Here is a 19,594-nt window from a genome sequence, read left to right on the forward strand (position 1 = left end):
GGGGCGGGTGGTGCGGTGGTGGTGGTCACCGATCGCTCCGTCGAGGTCGTGCTGCGGTGTGCAGGGCAGGTGCTGGTCGTTCACGCGCCGCGACGGCCCGGGCCGTCCAGCTGGACACCCCGGGCCGCCGCGATCACGTCCACCGCTCGGTCAGCTGGCGACCGTGATGGCGTTGACGACCTTCTCCGCCGCGGTGCGGGCGTCGTCGGTGATGGGCGAGCTGCCGGCGTTGTCGGCGGCGGCCTGCTGGCCCTCCTCGCTGACCACGTAGGTCTCGAAGGCCCTCAGGGCCTCGGCCTTGTCCTGGTCCTCCATCTCCACGCAGCCGATGTGGTAGCTGACCAGCACGATCGGGTACTCGTCGGCCGAGGTGGTGGTGCGGTTCACCTGGAGCGCGAGGTCGTTCTCGCCGCGACCGGGGACGGTCTCGGAGTTGGCGACGACCGCCGCGGCCGCCTCCGCGGACGGGGCGACGAACTCCTCGCCGACCTTGATGTCGGCGATGCCCAGGTCGCCGGCCTGGCTCTCGTCGGCGTACCCGATCGCGCCGGCACCGGCCTTGACGGCATCGATGACGCCCGAGGTCCCGTTCGCGGCCTCGCCGCCGCTGCCCGGCCACTCGTCGACCGCACCGTCGGTCCAGACGCCACCGGCGGCCTGGTCGAGGTAGTCGGTGAAGTTCTTCGTGGTGCCCGACTTGTCGCTGCGGTGCACCGGGGCGATCGCGGTGCTGGGCAGCGTGGCGTCCGGGTTGTCCGCGGCGATCGCCGGGTCGTTCCAGGTCGTGATGGACCCGTTGAAGATGCCGGCGATGGTGGCCGGGGACAGGTTCAGGTCCTCGACGCCGTCGAGGTTGTAGACCACGGCGATGGCGGAGATGTAGTTCGGCAGCTCGAAGACACCGGCGTCGCCGCACTGCGTGGCGGCCGACGCGAGCTCCTCGTCGCTGAGCGCGGAGTCCGAGCCGGCGAAGTCGACGTCACCGCTGAGGAACTGCTCGCGGCCCGCGCCGGAGCCGGCGGGGTCGTAGCTGAACGTGACACCGGGCTGAGCGGTGTTGAAGCCGGCGGCCCAGGCCTGCATGGCCGCCTGCTGCGCGCTGGAGCCCGCGCCGACCAGGCTGCCGCTGAGCTGCGCGGCCGAGCTGCCGCTGGCGGAGCCCCCCGAGCTGCTGCTGCCGGTGTCCTCGTTGGTGGCGCCGCAGGCGGCGGTGGCGAGGACGGCGGCGAGCGACGCGGACACTGCCGCGGCGCGCGTCGTGGTGCTGAGCTTCAACTCAGTGCCTTTCGACGGGTGTGCCCGGACGTCGAAGCCGGGCATCGGGGAACGAACGACACCATCGTGAGCGGGCCAGGTGGACGGATCCGGGTGGCTCGGTGAACGCCGGGTGAACGCCCGCTGAGGCTTCGACCACGAAACGGCCGACGGGATCCATCCAGCGGGTGGACGACCGCGTGGCGTGCTGCGCGGAACGCACCGGAGTGGCTGGTCAGCCCGCTGGTGTGCGCCGCCAGGAGACGTCGACCGCGTACCTGGTGAAGCCGCTGCGCTCGTACAGCGAGACGGCGGCGGTGTTGTCCTCCTCGACGTAGAGGAGGACGTGCGAGAGCCCCCGCGCCCGCAGGTGCGCCAGGCCCAGGTCGGTCAGCGCGCGGCCGAGCCGCATGCCCTGGGCGTCGGGGTCGATGCCGAGCACGTAGACCTCGCCGATCGGCTGGTCACCGGCCTCGCCGGCCGGGTGGACCTTGGTCCAGTGCGAGCCCAGCAGCCGCCCGTCGCGCCAGGCGAGGAAGAAGCCGCCCGGGTCGAACCACGCCTCGGCCTCGCGCAGCTCCAGGTCCGCACGCGTCCAACGGCCCTGCTCGGGGTGGTGGGCGAAGGCGCGGGCGTTGACCTGCAGCCAGGCGTCCTCGTCGGTGCCCGGCCGGAAGGTCGCCACGGTGACCCCGGCCGGGAGAGCCGGGTGCGGGTCGGGGTCCACCCCGTCCAGCGGCCGGCGCATCTGCAGCAGCACCCGGGCGCGGACGTAGCCCCGGCCGGTCGCGAGCTCGGTGGAGCCGGGCAGCTCGCCGTGGGCCCAGGTGGCCAGCGGGCGGGAACCGGCGAGCTCCTCGACCCGGGCGAGCAGCGCCGTCCCGACCCCCCTGCGGCGGGCGGTGGGGGCGACGACCAGCTCCGCCTCGGCCTCCGGCTCACCGGCGGGCAGCTCCAGCCGGGTGTAGCCGAGCAGGGTGCCGTCGGCGCTGCGGGCGGTGACGTCGGAACCGCCGGGTGGGCCGCCGTGCTGCAGGCGCAGCTCGGACTCCTCCGAGACCGGCCGCACGCCGTCGGCGGCCAGCGCTGCGGCCAGCAGGTCGCGGACCTCGGCCACCGCGGCCGGGGACAGCCGGTCGGTGACCTCGACGGAGACCGGTCCGGCGGGGGTGCTCAGCGGACCGGTCTCAGGAGAGGTTGTCGGCGGTGGTCACGCTCGCGGCGGCCGTGGCGTCGGCGACCTGCTGGTCCAGCTTGTAGCCGACGTTGCGGACGGTGCCGATCAGCGCCTCGTGCTCGGTGCCGAGCTTGGCGCGCAGCCGGCGGACGTGGACGTCGACGGTGCGGGTGCCGCCGAAGTAGTCGTAGCCCCAGATCTCCTGCAGCAGCTGGGCGCGGGAGAAGACCCGGCCGGGGTGCTGGGCGAGGTACTTGAGGAGCTCGAACTCCTTGTAGGTCAGGTCCAGCGGCCGGCCGCGGAGCTTCGCGGAGTAGCTGTGCTCGTCGATGACCAGCTCGCCGGCCTTGGTCACACCGCCGTCGCCGCCGTCGGCGGGGGTGGCCGCGGCCAGCCGGCGCGCAGCGGCCCACTTCAGCCGGGCGTCGACCTCGGCGGGGCCGGCGGTGTCGAGCACGACGTCGTCCACGCCCCAGTCGGCCGACAGCGCGACGAGGCCGCCCTCGGCGAGGACGGCCACCAGTGAGGCGGCGACCCCGGTGGAGGAGAGCAGCGAGCAGAGCGTGCGGGCCTGCACGAGGTCGTACCGGGCGTCGACGAGGACCACGTCACCGGCGTCGCCGTCGAGCAGGCTGGACAGCTCGGGCGCCACGATGCGCACCTGGTGGGCCAGCAGCCCCAGGGCGGGGAGGACCTCCGTGGTCGCCTGACGCGCCGAGGTCATGAGCACGAGCCGCATGTCGTCTCCTCACCGGGTGGGTACCCAGGCCGTCGACGGCGCTGTCGAGTGAGAGTGCAGGATAGCCGACGTGTCCCGCGCCTCCACCCACATGGTGACGCAGCGCACGTCCGGTATCCGCGCGAGTGACGGCGTGCGGGGGTCAGGGCTGACCGAGGACACCCCTGACGCAGGCTGCCCCCAGCACCCGGCGCGCCGGCCGACACGTCGGAGCCGGCAGCGCAGCGGTCCCGGGGACCTCTGGGACGATCGGGAGGTGACACCCGCCGCGCTGGACCCCGAGCCGTCCTCGCGGACCCACCACCTGCCGGCCGCCGGGCTGGTGGTGCTGGCCGCCGGCGGTGCCGCCGCCCTGTCGGTCGCCCTGGACGAGCAGGGCCGGCTGGTGGCCGTCGTGCTCCTGCAGCTCGCGCTGGTCGCCGCGTGGGTGGTGGCCGTCGGGATCCGCGGCCTCCTCGGCTCGATCGGCCTCGGCGTGGCAGCCGCCGCCGGTGCCGACGCCGCCCTGCTGCTGACCGACCGGCCGGAGCTGGACTGGCTGCTGGCGGTGCTGGGGCTCGGCTTCCTGGCCGCCGTCGTCCACCAGATGCTCCGCCCGGCACCCCGGCTGTACCTGGTCGCGTCGCTGGCCGGCGTCGTCCTGCTGCTCAGCTCGGTGTGCGCGCTGGCGGTGCTGCTCGGCCTCGGCCGGCTCGACGGCGGCGAGCGGGCCCTGGTCACCACGCTGCTCGCGGTCGGCGCCGCCCTGCTGGTCGGGCACCTCGTCGACCTGGTCCTGCCCCGGCCGCGGATCACCCCCGAGGTGCCGCGCGGACTCCTCGGCCTGCTGCTCGCCGTGCTCGCGGCCGTGGCCGTGGCCTGGTTGCGCCGGGACGGCGACACCCTGGCCGACGGGGTGACGGCGGCCGTGCACGGCGCAGCGGTCGGCGGCGTCGCCGCGCTGATGGGGCTGGGCACCTCCTACGTCGTCGCGGAGCGCGGGGACGGCGGCTGGGCGCTGCCCGTCGTGCAGGCGGTGCTGCCGCTGGCCGCGGCCGCTCCGGTCGCCTACGCGCTGACCCTGTACGGCACCGCATGAGCCGCCGCATCGGCTGCCTGGCCGCGGTGCTGGTCCTCCTCGGCGTCGTGCTGGGGGTGCTGGTCGTCGTCGACCGGGTCGGGGTGGGCATCGCCGAGGACAAGGTCGCCGAGCAGCTCGCCGACCGCGGGCAGCTGGCGGGCACCCCCGAGGTCGACATCACCGGGTTCCCCTTCCTCACCCAGGCGGTCTCCGGCCGGTACTCCGACGTCCGGATCCACCTGACCGCCGAGGAGCTCGGCCAGCCGGCGGGCACCCGCGCCGACGTCTCGCTGCAGGGCGTGCACGTGCCGCTGTCCGACGCGCTGTCCGGCTCGGTGCAGCAGATCCCGGTGGACCGGGTCGACGGGACGGCGACGCTGTCCTACGCGCTGCTGGCCGACCAGCTCGGCGGCGACACGACCCTCTCCCAGGACGGGGACGGCATCGAGCTCACCAAGAGCGTCGAGGTGCTGGGCCTCGACTTCACGGTGACGGCGGCGGGCAGCGTCACCCTGGACGGGCAGGACGTGGTCATCGACGTGCACGACGCGTCGGCCGGCGCGGTCGACGTCCCGGACTACGTGCTCGACACCGCCGACGAGCTGCTCGACTTCCGCTACCGGGTCCCCGCGCTGCCCTTCGGCCTGGAGCTGACCAGCGTGCAGCCCGCCGCCGGGGGCGTCGACGTCCGGGTGCAGGCCCGGGACACGGTGCTGTCGGGCTGAGGAACAACCGACGCCCGGACGCGGTTGCCGGAGGCGTGGACACCACGGGAGCTCTCCTGGGCGAGGCCGCGGTGCTGCAGGAGCTCGGCGCCCGCCCCGAGGACGCCGACCTCACCGTCGTGCAGTTCTCCACCGCCTTCTGCGGCCCGTGCCGCGCCACCCGGGCCCGCCTCCAGCAGCTGCGGACCACCCGGCCGGGGCTGGCCTACCTGCACGTGGACGCCGAGAGCCACCTCGAGGCCGTGCGGGCACTGGACGTCCGGCGCACCCCGACGCTGTTCTACCTCGACCGCAGCGGCACCGTGATCGGGCGCAGCAGCGGTGCCCCGCGGCCGGACGAGCTGGCCGCCGTGGTGGACGCCCACACGGGGGTGCAGTCGGGATCAGCTACCCTCGGGCCGTGGGCATCCTGCTGACCTCGCGCCGCACAGTCGACCTGTGCCGCGTCGGCAGCTGCCTGTGTCCCGCCTCCTGAGGACGAGCCCCGCTCGTCCAGACGCGCCCTGACCGCCGTCCGGAGGCCCATCTCGCATGAACCCCGTGCCCCCCCTGCCCGGCACGACCACGTCCGCCGGTCCGCAGGTCGACGTCCGTGGTCCGCGCTGCGGCCTGGGTGACCGCCGTCGTCCTGGCCATGGCGCTGCTCACCGGCAGCGGCTGGCTGGTGGCGGCCCAGGCCGTCGAGCTGCACCTGATCGCCCGGCGGGCGCAGACCGCCCGCACCGTCTGACCCACCCCACAAGGAGAGCCATCCCATGAGCCGCAACGACGTGCTCGTCACCGCCGACTGGGCCCAGGAGAACCTGGGCAAGCCCGGCCTGGTCTTCGTCGAGGTCGACGAGGACACCAGCGCCTACGACAAGGGCCACCTCGAGGGCGCGGTCAAGCTGGACTGGAAGACCGACCTGCAGGACCCGGAGGCGCGTGACTTCGTCGACCGCGAGGGCTTCAGCGCCCTGCTGTCGGCCAAGGGCATCAGCAACGACGACACCGTCGTGCTCTACGGCGGGAACAACAACTGGTTCGCCGCCTACGCCTACTGGTACTTCAAGGTCTACGGCCACCGCGACGTCAAGCTGATCGACGGCGGCCGCAAGAAGTGGGAGCTGGACAGCCGCCCGCTGTCCTCCGACGTCGTCGAGCGCCCGGCCACCCAGTACTCCGCCGCCGAGCCCGACACCTCGATCCGCGCCTTCCGCGACGAGGTCGTCGCCGCGATCGGCACCCAGAACCTGGTCGACGTGCGCAGCCCCGACGAGTTCGCCGGCAAGCTGACCGCCCCGGCGCACCTGCCGCAGGAGGGCGCGCAGCGCGCCGGCCACATCCCGACGGCGGTCAACGTGCCGTGGAGCAAGGCGGCCAACGAGGACGGCACGTTCAAGAGCGACGAGGAGCTCGCGAAGCTCTACGCCGAGGCCGGCCTGGACGAGGGCAAGAACACCATCGCCTACTGCCGCATTGGCGAGCGCTCGAGCCACACCTGGTTCGTGCTCCGCGAGCTGCTCGGGCACGAGAACGTGAAGAACTACGACGGCTCGTGGACCGAGTACGGCTCCCTGGTCGGCGTCCCGATCGCGAAGGGCGCCTGACGTGTGCGGCGCCCCCGCCCAGGGCGGCACGCTGGCCGGGGTCGACCTGGCCACCCAGACGGTGATCCAGGGCTCGGTCTGGCACGACGGGACGCCGGTGGCCGGCGCCTACGTGCGGCTGCTGGACGCCACCGACGAGTTCACCGCCGAGGTGGTCACCAGCCCGGAGGGCGAGTTCCGCTTCTTCGCGGCGCCCGGCACGTGGACCCTGCGGTCGCTCTCGCCGATCGGGCGGGCCGAGCGCAGCGTCGCCGCGGACGTCGGCCTCAACGAGACGACGCTGGCGATCGCCTGACGGAGGCCGCCTGCCCGCACCCGCAGCGGTCACGACACAGCGCCCGCCCCGGCTGAGCCGGGGCGGGCGCGGTCGCGGGTGGGGTGCTCGCTCAGACGAAGATGTCCAGCCAGTCCCGGACGGCGGCGATGTCGACGCGCTGGAGGCCGTCGAGGTAGCGGCAGTTGGCGGTGTACCCGTAGCTCGTCACCGTGACCAGGTAGCCGTCCTTGAACGTCGGGCCGCCGGAGTCGCCGAAGCAGCTCCCGCCCCCGCCGCGGTTGTCGTGCTCGTTGCCGTTCACCTGCAGGATCTGCGGGGTGAGCTTCTGACCCACGACGTCGGTGTAGCGGCGGACGATCGGGTAGCTCATCGGGGTGGGCTTCTGCGGCCCGGCCTCGGGCTTGCGCACCTCGGTGCCGTAGCCGACGACGGTGAACGTGGTGCCGTTCAGCGCCGGCTGGGCGAACTGGTCCAGGTACCCGACGGGGGCGATCTCTGCCGGCGTGATGCCCACGACCGGCTCGTCGAGCACGATCACGCCGACGTCGTTCCAGTTGTCCATGTCGGTGAAGCCGGAGTACTCGGGGTGCGTGTACGCCGTCCCGCTGTACCAGCCCGGGTACGCGGCCAGGTCCGCGGCCGTGTAGCCCGCTGCCGGGTTGCTCGCCGTCGGGATGGCGGTCCTCGCCTCGGCGGCGGTCCGGGCGACGTCGTGGTTGAAGGTGACGACCGTGTCCCCGAGCGTGCCCTCGGTGCAGTGCGCCGCGGTGAGCAGCACGGTGGGGGAGACGAGCGTGGCGGAGCAGCGGAAGCGGCCGGTCGCGTCGTAGAACAGGATCAGGCCGACGTTCGAGTACCTGTTGGCGCTGTCCTCCGTGCCGCCGGTCACCGCGCCGGCCGTGCTGGGCGCCAGCACCCCGACCGTGAGCAGGGACAGGACACCGGCGAGGACCGTGGACAACCTGCGCATGTGCATCTCCTCATCGAGCGTGAGCGGCAGATCGCAGAAGGTAGTGGTTGTGCCCCCGCCGTGCATCTCGATCCGGGGCCCGTCAGCCTCCTGAGGTGCCGCCAGGCCTCCCCGCATCCGGTGAGCCGGCGTCCTCGGTGGCGCTCACCCTCCCGGGGGAGCCCCGGTGACCTGGCACCGCTGCTCCCGGTCCGCCGGGCCGACGACCAGCCCGGTCACCGGCTGGCGCCGGTCAGCCTGCGGGTGCCGAGACCGAGGGCGACCGGGCCACCGCATCGTGATCAGGTCGTCCTGGGTCCGGGCTAGAGGCCGACCAGGCCCGCCAGGTCGCGCATCGCGTCGTCGAAGAAGGCGTCGGCGTCGGCGACCGCACCGGTGAAGTGCCCGAAGAGCTCGAAGCTCACGGCGCCGAACAACGAGCTCCAGGTCAGCAGCGCGCGGGCCCGGACCCGGTCGTCGAGGACGGGGTGGTCGCCGCCGAGCACCGGCGCCACCGCCGCGGTGACCAGACCCGTCGGCGTGCCGTCGGCGGGCGGCAGCAGGCCGGCCCGGGCGGCGTCGCCGAGGACCCGGCCGAGGGCCGCGCCCACCCGGGTCGCGGCGGGCACGGTGTCCGGCGGCGCGGAGTAGCCGGGCACCGGGGAGCCGTAGAGCAGCGCGTACTCGTGCGGGTGGGCCCGTGCCCACGCCCGGACCGCGCGGCAGACGGCCAGCCAGCGCTCCCGCGGGGCGGCCGTCGGGTCGTCGGCCTGCTCGGCCGCGGCGCCCAGCGCGTCGTAGCCGTCGAGGATCAGCCGGGTCAGCAGGTCGTCGCGGCTCGGGAAGTAGCGGTACATCGCCGAGGAGGCCATGCCGAGCTCCCGCGCGACGGCGCGCAGCGAGAGCCCCGCGGCGCCCACGGTGGCCAGCTGGGCACGGGCCAGGTCGGTGATCTCGGCGGTCAGCTCGGCGCGGGCGCGTTCCCGGGCGGTCGTCGGTGGCACGCCGTCACGATGCCACGTAGAGAGCACCGCACACAACCGTGAGCGGCGCTCTTGACAGGCGACTGAGCGGGGGAGAACGCTCATCGGCATCCGAGAGCACTGCTCTTCCGACATCGAGGAGCACGACATGGCGCGTCACGTGGTGGTGGGCAAGGGCCCGGTGGGGTCGGCGACGGCGCAGCTGCTGGCCGAGCGCGGGCACGAGGTGCTGATGCTGTCCCGCAGCGGCGGGAGGAGCACCGACCACGTGCGGCACGCCGCGGTGGACGCGGCGGACGCCGGGGGACGACGGAGGTCTTCGGCCTGCAGCCCACCCCCTGGGACGACGTCGTCCGCACCACGGCCGGGGCAGCGGCCACCGCGGTCCGACGGCGCGGATACCGTGAGGCCATGGGTCTGGTCTCCGCCTGGGTGCTCGTCACCCTCACCGCACTGGCCGCGCTGGGGCTCGCCGCCTCGGTGTGGCGGCTCGCGCGCCGCGACGTCGTCCCCGGTCGCCCGGGGCAGGGCCGATGACGGCGCCGGTGCCACCGGGGCTGCCCACCGGGCCGGTCGCCGGGCCGACCGCGCTGCCGGTGGTCGACACGGTCGACGTCCGCGAGGGGCCCGAGGTCGCGCACCGGCTGCTGTCGGTGCTGCCGCTGCTGGGCGAGTGGCACGGCGAGGGGCAGGCCGCGGGCGCGGAGGGTGACCACCGCTTCGGCCAGTGGGTCCGCTTCGCCCACGACGGCCGGGACTTCCTGACCTACGAGTCGCGCACCTGGCGGCTCTCCGACGACGGCCGGGTGCTCGGCCCCGACCAGCGGGAGTCCGGCTTCCTGCGCCCGCGCGGCGAGGACGAGGTGGAGCTGCTCGTCAGCTCCCCAGCCGGCCTGGTCGAGATCTACGTCGGCACGGCCCGGACGACGACCAGCTGGGAGCTCGACACCGACGTGCTGGCCCGCACCCCCGACCACCCCGACACGAGCCGGGCCAAGCGGCTCTACGGCATCGTCGAGGGGGCGTTGCTCTACGCGATCGACCGGGCCGCCGGCGACCAGCCGCTCCGGCCCACCATGTCCGCCCGACTCGAGAGGATCCGCTGACCTCCGTGAGCGCTCCCGCACAACCCCGGACCCCCCGCCAGGTGGCTGACGCCTACGTCGACGCCGTCTGCGACCTCGACCCGATCGTCGCCACCTCGCTGGGCACCCGTCCCGGTGACGACCGGCTGCCCGACACCAGCCCGGCCGGTCTCGAGGCGGAGGCCGAGCTGCTCCGCCGCACGCTCGACGGGCTGGACCGGGTGCTGGCCGCCGACCCCTCGCTGGAGGAGGACCCGGTCGAGCGGCGCTGCGCCCGGCTGCTGCGCGAGCGGCTCACCGCGGCCCTCGAGCTGCACGAGGCGGGGGAGGACCTGCGGCAGGTCTCCATCCTGTTCTCCCCGGTGCACTCGATCCGCCAGGTGTTCTCGATGATGCCCACCCGGACGGTGGAGGACTGGGCCGTGCTGGGCCGGCGGCTGGCACGCGTGCCGGTCGCCTACCGCGGCTACCAGGAGACGCTGACCGCGGGCGCCGAGCGCGGGCTGTTCGCCGCCCCGCGGCAGGTGCAGACCGTCGCCGGTCAGCTCGACGAGTGGCTGGCCGGCCCGTACTTCGCCGGTGTGGTCGCCGCGGGCCCGGCCGAGCTGCGGGCCGAGCTGGACGAGGCGGCGGCTGCCGCCGACGCCGCGGTCGCCGAGGTCCGCGACTTCCTGCGCGACGTCTACGGGCCGCAGACGGCGGGGACCCCGGACGCCGTCGGCCGGGACCGGTACGCCCGCTCAGCCCGGTCCTGGAACGGCTCGGACCTGGGCGCCGGCACCGGGCTGGAGGACGCCTACGCCTGGGGCTGGGCCGAGCACCAGCGGATCCTGGCCGAGCAGCGCACTGAGGCGGAGAAGGTGCTGCCCGGCGCCACCCCGATGGAGGCGATGCGCTGGCTCAAGGAGCACGGCGAGGCCGTCGAGGGCGTTGAGGCCATCCGCGTGCGGCTGCAGTCGATGATGGACGAGGCGATCGACGCCCTGGACGGCGTGCACTTCGACATCGCCGGGCCGGTCCGCACCGTGGAGGCGATGATCGCCCCGCCCGGCAGCGCCGCGGCGCCGTACTACACCCGCCCGGCGCAGGACTTCTCCCGCCCGGGCCGCACCTGGCTGCCGACGCTCGGCCAGGACCGCTTCCCGCTGTGGGACCTGGTGTCCACCTGGTACCACGAGGGCGTCCCGGGTCACCACCTGCAGCTGGCCCAGTGGGCCTACGTCTCGCAGGACCTGTCCACCTACCAGACCTCGCTCGGCTCGGTGGGGGCGAACGTCGAGGGCTGGGCGCTCTACGCCGAGCGGCTGATGGACGAGCTGGGCTTCCTGACCGACCCCGGCGCGCGGCTGGGGTACCTGGACGCCCAGCAGATGCGCGCCGTCCGGGTGGTCGTGGACATCGGCATGCACCTGGAGCTGCCGATCCCCGACGACGCCGAGGGCGCGGTCGCCGAGCACCGAGGGCAGCCGTGGACGCCGGAACTGGCCCGGGCCTTCTTCGGGGAGAACTGCGGCCGGGACGCCGCCTTCCTGGACAGCGAGCTGGTGCGCTACCTGGGCATGCCCGGGCAGGCGATCAGCTACAAGCTGGGGGAGCGGGCCTGGCTGGAGGGCCGGGCGGCGGCGCGGCAGGCGCGGGGCGAGGACTTCGACCTCAAGGCCTGGCACATGGCGGCGCTGTCGCAGGGCAGCCTCGGCCTGGACGACCTGGCCGACGAGCTCGCCCAGCTGTAGAGGCACAGGAGGCTCTGCACCCGGTCTCGAGCTCGAGACCGGGTGCAGGGCCTCCTGTGCCCGTCAGGGGGCGTCGGCGGGGGGCGGGTTGACCTGGTCGGCGTCCCAGGTGACCCGGTGCTTGAACTCGACGGGGGAGGTCTCGAGGTCCGGGCGGGCGAGCACCTCGGCGATGCAGGCGGCGCTGCCCGCGACGTAGCTGCTCACCAGATCGACGTCGGTGGCCACGCACCAGGCCCGGTCCGCCGGCCACCACAGGTTCGCGCTCTGCTCGAAGGGCTCCGCGGCCATGTTCGCCGCGGCGAGCCCGATCGGGCCGTTGACCAGCCAGTACTCGCAGCGCGGCAGGCTGAGCGTGGGGTGGTCGGTGATCACCGCGCCGCCCTCGGCCACGGCGAACCAGCAGACGTCGGGGGTCGTCGTCCAGCGGGTGAGCACCTGGACCAGGCGCTCGGCAACCGGTGCGGGCAGGTGGCCGCGCGCGGGCGCGCCGTGCCAGAGCGGGGACTGGTCGTCGTTCTCGAAGTACTCCATCGACCCGGTCACCGACCCCCACTGCATGAGCGGGTGCGGGGTCGTGCCGTTGGCCGCGGCGACGGAGGCCCAGGGGACCTCGACGTCGTCGTCCCCGACGTAGCGGACGGCCGGGTGGAACACCCGGCCGACGGCCTCGAAGGACGCCGGGACGAGCGCGCCGACGGTGTCGGGCTTGGCGCTCTGCGCGGACTCGGCCAGCCAGATGCCGGCGGAGGTGTCCAGGGCGACGGAGCGTCCGGCGAACTGCACGGTCGCCACCACCCCCAGACAACGGACAACCCCCGGGCTGCTCCGCGGCGCTGTACCCACCGTAGTGGGGAGCTGCACACGGGCCGACTGGACAATGTCGGCAGCCCGGGGGTCGGGTGACTGTCCGGTTCTCGCTCGCCGCCGTTCGACGGACGGGCGGGATGCCGTCGCTCAGCTGCCGTGGGTCTTCCACAGCGCCTGAACGGGCGGCCCATCTGGACGGCGGCTAGCGGACAGCCACCTCACGTGTCCTGAAAGTACTCAATTCAGGGACCACCTCCTCTCTCGTGTACCTCGACGGTACGTCGGGATCCGGAGGTCGGCAACGAGGTTCGCTCACGTGTCGCCGGACGGCCGCTGGTAGACGTCCGGGACCCCGTCGGCGTCGGTGTCGACCCGCTCGGCCGCGGCGATCCGCCGGTACCGCCGGTTGCGCAGCCGCAGCACCACGGTGGCCAGCAGGGCCGCCAGGACGGTGCCCAGGAGCACCCCGACCTTGACGTGCTCGTCGCGCTCGCTGCCCGCGCCGAAGGCCAGCTCGCCGATCAGCAGCGAGACGGTGAACCCGATGCCGCCCAGCAGTGCCAGGCCCAGCACGTCCGGCCAGCCCAGGTCCTCGTCCAGTTCCGCGCGGGTGAACCGGGAGACCAGCCACGTGGCCGCGGTGATGCCGATCGTCTTGCCGGCCACCAAGGCGACGACGATGCCCAGCGCGACGCTGTCGGTCAGCGAGGCCCGCAGCCCGGTGAGCCCGCCGACGGTGACCCCGGCGGAGAAGAACGCGAACACCGGGACGGCGAACCCGGCGGAGACCGGCCGGAAGCGGTGCTCGAAGTGCTCGGCCATGCCCGGCCCGGCGTCGGGGCCGCCGGCCGCCTGGCTGCGCACCACCGGGACGGCGAAGCCCAGCAGCACCCCGGCGACCGTGGCGTGCACCCCCGAGGCGTGCACCAGTGCCCAGGTGAGGACGGCGAGGGGCAGCAGCAGCCACCACCAGCGCACCCGCCGCTGCACCAGGACCGTGAACACCCCCAGCGGGACCAGTGCCAGCAGCAAGGGGGTCAGCGAGAGCGCCGACGTGTAGAAGACGGCGATGATCGTGATCGCCAGCAGGTCGTCGACGACGGCGAGGGTGAGCAGGAAGGTGCGCAGCGCGGTCGGCAGGTGGGTGCTGATCACCGCGAGGACGGCGAGGGCGAAGGCGATGTCGGTGGCGGTGGGGATGGCCCAGCCGGACAGTGCGCCGTCCCCGGCCCCGAGGTTGACCGCGGCGTAGAGCAGCGCCGGCACCGCCATCCCGCCGACCGCGGCGGCGACCGGCAGCGCGGCCTTGCGCGGGTCGCGGAGGTCCCCGGCGACGAACTCGCGCTTGAGCTCCAGGCCGGCGACGAAGAAGAAGACGGCGAGCAGGCCGTCGGCCGCCCAGGTGCCCAGGGTCAGGTCCAGGTGCAGCGACGCCGGCCCGACGGTGGTGTCGCGCAGCGCGGCATAGCCGTCCGACCAGGGGGAGTTCGCCCAGACGAGCGCGAGGACGGTGCCGACGAGCAGGAGCGCTCCGCCGACGGTCTCCTTGCGGAGCACCGCCGCGATGCGCGTGGCCTCGGTCCAGGAGCCGCGGCTGAGGAGACGGGCGGGGGTGGTCACGAGGCGGCTCCGGGTGCGGGGTCGGGTCAGGAGTTGCCGACCAGACTTCCCGGCGCACCGGCCGCCACGTTACCGGGCGAGCAGCTCGCGCACCCGCCCGGACAGGCCCGCGTCCCCGCGCTGCACGCCGTCGAGCCGGGTCACCGGGGCCGCGCCGCGGATGCCGGACAGCAGCCAGACGGCGTCGGCGTCCTGCAGGTCGGCGACCGTGCCGGGGGTGACCGCGGTCGGCCAGCCGTCGGCCTCGGCGCGCTCGAACAGCCGGGCCTGGGTCGTGCCCGCGAGGATCCCGGTCTCCACCGGCGGGGTGTGCAGCCGGCCGCCGGCCGCCCACACGACGGTCGAGGTGGGGCCCTCGAGCAGGCGGCCCTCCAGCGAGGTGAAGACGACGTCGTCCGCGCCCGCGGCGTGGGCGTGCCGCTGGGCGGCCATGTTCACCGCGTAGGACAGCGTCTTCGCCCCGCCCAGCAGCCACGGCGCGGTCGCCCGGAAGTCCGCGGGGACGCCGAGGGACAGCGTGACCACGGCGATGCCCGAATCGCGCTGGCGCAGCGTCTCGGCCGGGACCGCGGCCAGCAGGGCCAGCAGCGTGGGCGGCGCGCCCTCGCCGAGCCCGCGGGTCAGGAAGACCCGGCAGGCGCCGTCGACGTCGGCCGGCCAGTCCGCGGTCGTCGCCGCGACCAGGGCCCGCACCGCGTCCTCGCCGGGGTACGTCAGCTCGAGCAGCCCGGCCGAGCGGCGCAACCGGGCCAGGTGGGCGTCCAGGTGCGGCGTCCGGCGGCCGGTGACCAGCACCGACTCGAAGACGCCGTCGCCGCGGCCCAGGCCCTGGTCGAAGGCGGTCACCACCGGCTCGTCGGGACCGACCGGCCGGGCCGTGCCGTCGGTCCAGAGGGCCACCCGCCGCAGAGCCGTCACGACCACCACCCTGCCGTACCGGCGATCTAGGCTCGGCACCGTGTCCGGACCCGAGAGCGCGCCGCCGCTCGCGGCACAGCTGCGGGCCCGCGGGCTCCGGCTGACCAGCCAGCGCCAGCGGGTGCTGGCGGCGGTCGCCGCACTCGAGCACGGCACGCCGGAGGAGATCCACGCCCGGCTGCGCGAGGAGGCAGGCCCCGGCGGTGCCGCGCCGGACACCTCCACCGTCTACCGCACCCTCGAGCTGCTGGAGCGGCTCGGCCTGGTGTGGCACACCCACCTGGGCAAGGGGGCGCCGGTCTACCACGCGGCCCAGCACCCGCACCTGCACGTCGTCTGCCAGTCCTGCGGCCAGGTCAGCTCCGCGGACCCGGCGCTGCTCGACGGTGCGGCGGAACGTCTGGCCGCCGAGCTGGGTTTCACCGTGGACGTGGGCCACGTGGCGCTGTCCGGCACCTGTCGCGCCTGCTCGGAGAAGGAGGACCACCCATGAGCACGAAGACGACGGGCGAGCGAGCATCGCAGGGAGCGCCAGCGACCGAGGAGCGGAACGAGTCCGGAGTCGAGTCATGAAGTCACCTCTGCTGCACCGCCCTGGCGCCGTCGCCCTCGACCTCGCCGGCGGCGGCACCGTCGCGGCGCACTACGGCGAGCCGCTGCCCGAGCAGCGCCGGCTGGCGGAGGGTGCCGGGCTGGTCGACCGCAGCGACCGCGACGTGCTCGTCGTCCCCGGCGCCGACCGGCTGAGCTGGCTGCACTCGCTCACCAGCCAGCACCTCGAGCGGCTCGGCGACGCCACCGGCTCGGAGGCCCTCGTCCTCTCCCCGCACGGCCACGTCGAGCACCACGTCGTCCTCACCGAGCTGGCCGGGACCACGTGGGGCGACGTCGAGCCGGGGACCGGGGCCGCGCTGGTCGAGTTCCTGCAGCGGATGCGGTTCATGCTGCGCGTCGACCCCGAGCTGGTCACCGACCGGTGGGCGCTGCTGTCGCTGGTCGGGCCGCGCGGCGACGCGGTGCTCGCCACGGCCGGCTGGCCGGTGCCGGTGGAGTCGTACGCGGTGGCCGCGCTGCCCGGTGGTGGCTGGGTGCGCCGGATGCCGGCGATCGGCGACGGGACGGCCGCGGTCGTCGACCTGCTCGTGCCCCGTGCGGAGCTCGCCGCCCGGGCCGACGCGTTGCTGGGCGCCGGGGCCGTGCTGGCCGGGCTGGACGCCTACGAGGCGCTGCGGGTGGAGGCCCGCCGGCCGCGGGCCGGGGTGGACTCCGACCACCGCACCATCCCGAACGAGCTGGAGTGGCTGCGCACCGCCGTCCACCTGGAGAAGGGCTGCTACCGCGGCCAGGAGACGGTCGCCCGGGTGCACAACCTGGGTCGTCCGCCGCGGCGGCTGGTGCTGCTGCACCTGGACGGGATGAGCGAGACGCTGCCCGCGCCCGGCACGCCGGTGACCTCCGGCGCCCGCGAGGTCGGCCGGCTGGGCACCGCCGTCCGCCACCACGAGCTCGGCGTGATCGCGCTGGCCCTGGTGAAGCAGTCGGTGACCCCCGGGACGCCGCTGAAGGTGGGGGAGGCGGTGGCCGCGCTGGACCCCGACGACGGGCCGGCGGGCCTCGACGACACCCAGGCGGCGGCCCGTGAGCGGGTCCGCGCGGTCCGGTCTGCCACCATGCCCCGGTGACGTCGGGCACCCTCATCACGCTCGCTCCCACGGGAGCGGAGTCGGCGAAGGTCGACGTGCCGGCGCTGCCGGTCACCGTCGAGGAGGTGGTGGCCACCGCCCGGGACTGCCAGGCCCTCGGCGCGGCCGTGCTGCACCTGCACGTCCGCGGCACCGACACCCGCCCGACGCTGGACCTGCCGCGGGTGCGCGAGGTGGTCGCCGCCGTCCGGGAGGCGACGGACCTCGTCGTCCAGCTGTCGACCGGTGGGGCCGTCACCGACCCGGCCGACGCCCGGCTGGCGGTGCTGGACGCCGCACCGGACGCCGCCTCGCTGTCGCTGGGCACGGTGAACTTCGGCCGCGACGTCTTCTACAACCCGTGGGACCTCATCGTCGAGCTGCACACCCAGATGCAGCAGCGGGGGATCGTCCCGGAGTACGAGGTCTTCGACCTCGGCCAGCTCGCCACGCTCGCCCGGTTGCTCGAGCGGCACGGCCTGCCGCACGGAGGCCACGTGCACGTCGACCTGGTGATGGGCGTCCCCGGTGGCATGCCCGGGACGACGGCCGCGCTGGCGGCCTGCCTGCCCGCACTGCCGCCGGGCGCCACCTTCGCCGCGACCGGCGTCGGCCGGACGTCGTTGCCGGTCATGCTCGCCGCGCTGTCGGCCGGCGGGCACCTGCGGGTCGGCATGGAGGACACGCTCACCTACGCACCCGACGAGCCGGTGCGCGACAACGCCCAGCTGGTGGCGCGGGCGGCCGGGCTCGCCCGGATCGCCCAGCGCCCGCCGCTCACCCCGTCCGAGGCCCGGCAGCTGCTGGGCATCCCCGTTCCCACCCCCGTGGAGGTCCCTCGATGACTGCTCCCAGCCCTGCCGCCGGCGGCGCCGGCGTCGACGAGCTGCTCGACCCGTCGTTCCTCGCCGGCGTCGAGGACCTGTCGATGGCCGACGTCCGGGCGCTGCGGCACCGGGCCGAGCAGGAGGAGGTCAACCTCTCCTACACCCGGCGGCTGCTGCAGGGCCGGCTGGACATCGTCCGGCGCGAGCTGCAGCGCCGCGCCGAGCACGACGGGCGCTCGCTGGTCGACCTGCTGCCGGAGATCCTGTCCGAGAAGGGCCGCGGGCCCGCGCACGGGCTCGGCCGGCACCAGACGGTGCAGCCCACCTCGCCCGAGCAGTTCGAGACCTGGGTCAACGGGCTGACCCCGGGCGTCGACCTCTCCGACGTGCCGGCGCTGCCCGACGCCGGGCTGGAGCAGGCCGCCCGGGCGCTCGGGGCGGGGGAGCGCAGCCTGTCCGAGCGGCGCCGCGGGGTCCAGCAGGTGATGGACACCGTCGCCGGCGAGCTCGCCCGCCGCTACCGCGACGGGCTGGCCGACGTGGCCCAGCTGCTGGCCGACGAGTCGCGCCACGGATGAAGGACCCCCGTGCCCCCCACTCCTCGCAAGCTCGGAGCGGGCCCCTGCACGGGGGCCGTTCCAGCACCTCCCTGTGGCCGGAGAACCCGGTGCTGGTCGAGGTGTGCCGCGGTGGGCTGGGCACCGAGGTGCTCGAGTCGGTGCACAGGGGGGCCCTCGTCGTCCTCGGTGCCGACGGCATCCCGGTGCTGGAGGTCGGGGACGTCGCCCGGCCGGTGCTGCCGCGCTCGTCGAACAAGCCGGTGCAGGCCACCGCGCTGCTCGCCGCCGGCTGGCGTCCGCGCGACGACCGTGAACTCGCGATCGGCGCCGCCTCGCACAACGGCGAGGACGGGCACGTCGAGCTGGTCGCCTCGCTCCTGTCGGCGTCCGGCCTCGGGCCCGAGGACCTCGGCTGCCCACCGGCGCTGCCGCAGCACGAGGCGACCCGCGCGCAGTGGCTGGTCGCCGGTCGCGCACCGGACCGGCTGGCGATGAACTGCTCGGGCAAGCACGCCGCCATGTTGTCGGCCTGCGTCGCCGCCGGCTGGCCGACCGCCGGCTACCTGGAGCGCGACCACCCGCTGCAGCAGGCCATCGAGGCCCGGCTGGGCGAGGCGTCCGGCGAGCCGGTCGCCGCGGTGGTCACCGACGGCTGCGGCGCACCGCAGCACGCGCTGTCCCTCACCGGGCTGGCGCGCGGTGTGCTGTCGCTGGTGCAGGCCCCGTCCGGGACGCCGGGGCGGCTGGTCGCCGACGCGATGCGCGCGCACCCGTGGCTGGTCGCCGGCACCGGGCGCGAGGACACCGACCTGATGGGCGCGGTGAGCGGTCTGCTGGTGAAGGGCGGGGCCGACGGCGTGCACGTCGCCGCCCTGCCGGGTGCCGGAGCGGTCGCGCTGAAGCTGGACGACGGCGGCGAGCGGGGGCGCACCCCGGCGCTGGCGGCCGGGCTGCAGCGGCTCGGGCTGCCGGCGGAGGCGCTGTCCCGGTGGCTGACCACCCCGGTGTCCGGCGGCGAGGGCGTGGTGGGCGAGATCCGGGCGGCCGACGTCCTGCGCTGATGGTCGGCTGCTAGCGCTCTGCTTGCAGTAGCTAGCACTTGGGGTTATGCTCGTCCTGTGCAGCGACCCACGGAGTTCGTCCGGGAGCAGGTGAGCGCGGTCCGCGAGTCCGTGGCGACCGCGGCCCAGTCGGCTGCCGCCGGTGCCTCGACCGGGGCGTCCACGGTGGCGTCGTCTGTCCCGGCGGTCGGTTCGCAGGTCGGTGAGTTCATCCGCACCCAGCGCAGCGCCGCCCAGGTGTCGCTGCGCGAGCTCGCCCGGAGCGCCGGGGTCAGCAACCCCTACCTGTCGCAGGTCGAGCGCGGGCTGCGCAAGCCGTCCGCGGAGATCCTCGCGCAGATCGCCCGGGGTCTGAAGATCTCGGCCGAGACGCTGTACGAGCAGGCCGGCATCCTCGACCGCCGCTCCGGCTCCGCCGGCACGGTCGCCGCCATCCGCGCCGACGAGGCGCTCTCCGAACGGCACAAGGCCGTCCTGCTGGAGCTGTACGAGACCTACGCCCGCGAGCACGCCGCACACGCCGCGCGCGAGCAGGCCACCACCCC

The 19,594-nt window shown here is 74.8% G+C and carries 23 protein-coding genes; 15 read left to right on the forward strand and 8 right to left on the reverse strand.

The annotated features are described in order from the left end of the window. Positions 1–150: 150 nt before the first annotated feature. The 3 genes from pstS to FHL80_RS21755 all read right to left on the reverse strand — a co-directional run bounded on the left by pstS (position 151) and on the right by FHL80_RS21755 (position 3,170). A complete protein-coding gene (gene pstS, locus FHL80_RS21745) occupies positions 151–1,275 on the reverse strand; it encodes a phosphate ABC transporter substrate-binding protein PstS (RefSeq protein ID WP_138735433.1) in 1,125 nt (374 codons plus the stop codon). Between the two features lie 214 nt (positions 1,276–1,489). Further along, complete coding sequence (mshD, locus tag FHL80_RS21750) at positions 1,490–2,431, reverse strand: mycothiol synthase (protein WP_138735434.1); 942 nt, start codon at positions 2,429–2,431, stop codon at positions 1,490–1,492. Positions 2,432–2,441: 10 nt separating this feature from the next. Continuing rightward, complete coding sequence (locus tag FHL80_RS21755) at positions 2,442–3,170, reverse strand: winged helix-turn-helix domain-containing protein (RefSeq protein ID WP_138735435.1); 729 nt, start codon at positions 3,168–3,170, stop codon at positions 2,442–2,444. Between the two features lie 256 nt (positions 3,171–3,426). Here FHL80_RS21755 and FHL80_RS21760 point away from each other — a divergent pair, with 256 nt between their 5' ends. The 6 genes from FHL80_RS21760 (at position 3,427) to FHL80_RS21785 (ending at position 6,839) form a co-directional block, all read left to right on the forward strand. After that, positions 3,427–4,248 (forward strand): hypothetical protein, encoded by an 822-nt coding sequence (locus FHL80_RS21760; RefSeq protein WP_138735436.1) that lies wholly within the window; start codon positions 3,427–3,429, stop codon positions 4,246–4,248. Further along, positions 4,245–4,955, forward strand: a complete 711-nt coding sequence (locus tag FHL80_RS21765; RefSeq protein ID WP_138735437.1) for an LmeA family phospholipid-binding protein — start codon at positions 4,245–4,247, stop codon at positions 4,953–4,955. The genes FHL80_RS21760 and FHL80_RS21765 overlap by 4 nt, the downstream gene beginning before the upstream one ends. A 35-nt stretch (positions 4,956–4,990) precedes the next feature. Beyond that, positions 4,991–5,371, forward strand: coding sequence for a thioredoxin family protein (locus tag FHL80_RS21770; RefSeq protein ID WP_246078867.1), 381 nt, complete (start codon positions 4,991–4,993; stop codon positions 5,369–5,371). 176 nt (positions 5,372–5,547) lie between these two features. Next, entirely contained in the window at positions 5,548–5,685 is a 138-nt protein-coding gene (locus FHL80_RS25795) for a hypothetical protein (RefSeq protein ID WP_216870949.1), read from the forward strand. 25 nt (positions 5,686–5,710) lie between these two features. Continuing rightward, positions 5,711–6,544, forward strand: coding sequence for a sulfurtransferase (locus FHL80_RS21780; protein ID WP_138735438.1), 834 nt, complete (start codon positions 5,711–5,713; stop codon positions 6,542–6,544). A 1-nt stretch (position 6,545) separates the two neighbouring features. Continuing rightward, positions 6,546–6,839, forward strand: a complete 294-nt coding sequence (locus tag FHL80_RS21785; protein WP_026844961.1) for a DUF1416 domain-containing protein — start codon at positions 6,546–6,548, stop codon at positions 6,837–6,839. A gap of 91 nt (positions 6,840–6,930) precedes the next feature. Here FHL80_RS21785 and FHL80_RS21790 read toward each other — a convergent pair whose 3' ends face one another. Together FHL80_RS21790 and FHL80_RS21795 are read right to left on the reverse strand one after the other, a co-directional pair. After that, positions 6,931–7,791 (reverse strand): S1 family peptidase, encoded by an 861-nt coding sequence (locus FHL80_RS21790; RefSeq protein WP_138735439.1) that lies wholly within the window; start codon positions 7,789–7,791, stop codon positions 6,931–6,933. 302 nt (positions 7,792–8,093) lie between these two features. Next, entirely contained in the window at positions 8,094–8,774 is a 681-nt protein-coding gene (locus FHL80_RS21795; protein ID WP_138735440.1) for a TetR/AcrR family transcriptional regulator, read from the reverse strand. A gap of 390 nt (positions 8,775–9,164) precedes the next feature. Here FHL80_RS21795 and FHL80_RS26840 point away from each other — a divergent pair, with 390 nt between their 5' ends. From FHL80_RS26840 to FHL80_RS21810, 3 genes are read left to right on the forward strand one after another with little or no spacing between them, the layout of a single operon-like run. Further along, on the forward strand, positions 9,165–9,290 hold the full coding sequence (locus FHL80_RS26840) for a hypothetical protein (RefSeq protein ID WP_281283555.1): 126 nt from the start codon (positions 9,165–9,167) through the stop codon (positions 9,288–9,290). Beyond that, positions 9,287–9,859 (forward strand): heme-binding beta-barrel domain-containing protein, encoded by a 573-nt coding sequence (locus FHL80_RS21805; RefSeq protein WP_138735441.1) that lies wholly within the window; start codon positions 9,287–9,289, stop codon positions 9,857–9,859. Before FHL80_RS26840 ends, FHL80_RS21805 begins: the two co-directional genes overlap by 4 nt. A gap of 41 nt (positions 9,860–9,900) precedes the next feature. Continuing rightward, on the forward strand, positions 9,901–11,571 hold the full coding sequence (locus FHL80_RS21810; RefSeq protein WP_216870950.1) for a DUF885 domain-containing protein: 1,671 nt from the start codon (positions 9,901–9,903) through the stop codon (positions 11,569–11,571). Positions 11,572–11,634: 63 nt separating this feature from the next. Here the strand turns inward: FHL80_RS21810 and FHL80_RS21815 are convergent, their stop codons facing one another. From FHL80_RS21815 to FHL80_RS21825, 3 genes are all read right to left on the reverse strand, one after another. Then, positions 11,635–12,357 (reverse strand): hypothetical protein, encoded by a 723-nt coding sequence (locus FHL80_RS21815; protein ID WP_138735442.1) that lies wholly within the window; start codon positions 12,355–12,357, stop codon positions 11,635–11,637. A 336-nt stretch (positions 12,358–12,693) separates the two neighbouring features. Next, positions 12,694–14,001, reverse strand: a complete 1,308-nt coding sequence (gene nhaA / locus FHL80_RS21820; protein WP_138735443.1) for a Na+/H+ antiporter NhaA — start codon at positions 13,999–14,001, stop codon at positions 12,694–12,696. Positions 14,002–14,070: 69 nt separating this feature from the next. Further along, a complete protein-coding gene (locus tag FHL80_RS21825; protein WP_138735444.1) occupies positions 14,071–14,919 on the reverse strand; it encodes an aminotransferase class IV in 849 nt (282 codons plus the stop codon). A 40-nt stretch (positions 14,920–14,959) separates the two neighbouring features. On the opposite strand from FHL80_RS21825, the gene FHL80_RS21830 reads away from it, so the two are divergent. The 6 genes from FHL80_RS21830 to FHL80_RS21855 all read left to right on the forward strand — a co-directional run. Next, positions 14,960–15,412 (forward strand): Fur family transcriptional regulator, encoded by a 453-nt coding sequence (locus FHL80_RS21830; protein WP_138735445.1) that lies wholly within the window; start codon positions 14,960–14,962, stop codon positions 15,410–15,412. A gap of 76 nt (positions 15,413–15,488) precedes the next feature. Further along, positions 15,489–16,601: a CAF17-like 4Fe-4S cluster assembly/insertion protein YgfZ gene (gene ygfZ, locus FHL80_RS21835; protein WP_138735446.1), complete on the forward strand. Its 1,113-nt coding sequence runs from the start codon at positions 15,489–15,491 to the stop codon at positions 16,599–16,601. Then, a complete protein-coding gene (locus tag FHL80_RS21840) occupies positions 16,598–17,446 on the forward strand; it encodes a beta-keto acid cleavage family enzyme (protein WP_138735447.1) in 849 nt (282 codons plus the stop codon). The genes ygfZ and FHL80_RS21840 overlap by 4 nt, the downstream gene beginning before the upstream one ends. Then, complete coding sequence (locus FHL80_RS21845; RefSeq protein ID WP_138735448.1) at positions 17,443–18,006, forward strand: RsiG family protein; 564 nt, start codon at positions 17,443–17,445, stop codon at positions 18,004–18,006. The genes FHL80_RS21840 and FHL80_RS21845 overlap by 4 nt, the downstream gene beginning before the upstream one ends. Before the next feature lie 89 nt (positions 18,007–18,095). Further along, positions 18,096–19,049, forward strand: a complete 954-nt coding sequence (locus FHL80_RS21850; protein ID WP_138735449.1) for an asparaginase — start codon at positions 18,096–18,098, stop codon at positions 19,047–19,049. A gap of 57 nt (positions 19,050–19,106) precedes the next feature. Next, a partial coding sequence (locus FHL80_RS21855) for a helix-turn-helix domain-containing protein (protein ID WP_138735450.1) occupies positions 19,107–19,594 on the forward strand: 488 nt, incomplete at its 3' end.

Source organism: Modestobacter excelsi (genome assembly GCF_005930495.1).
Lineage (GTDB): Bacteria > Actinomycetota > Actinomycetes > Mycobacteriales > Geodermatophilaceae > Modestobacter > Modestobacter excelsi.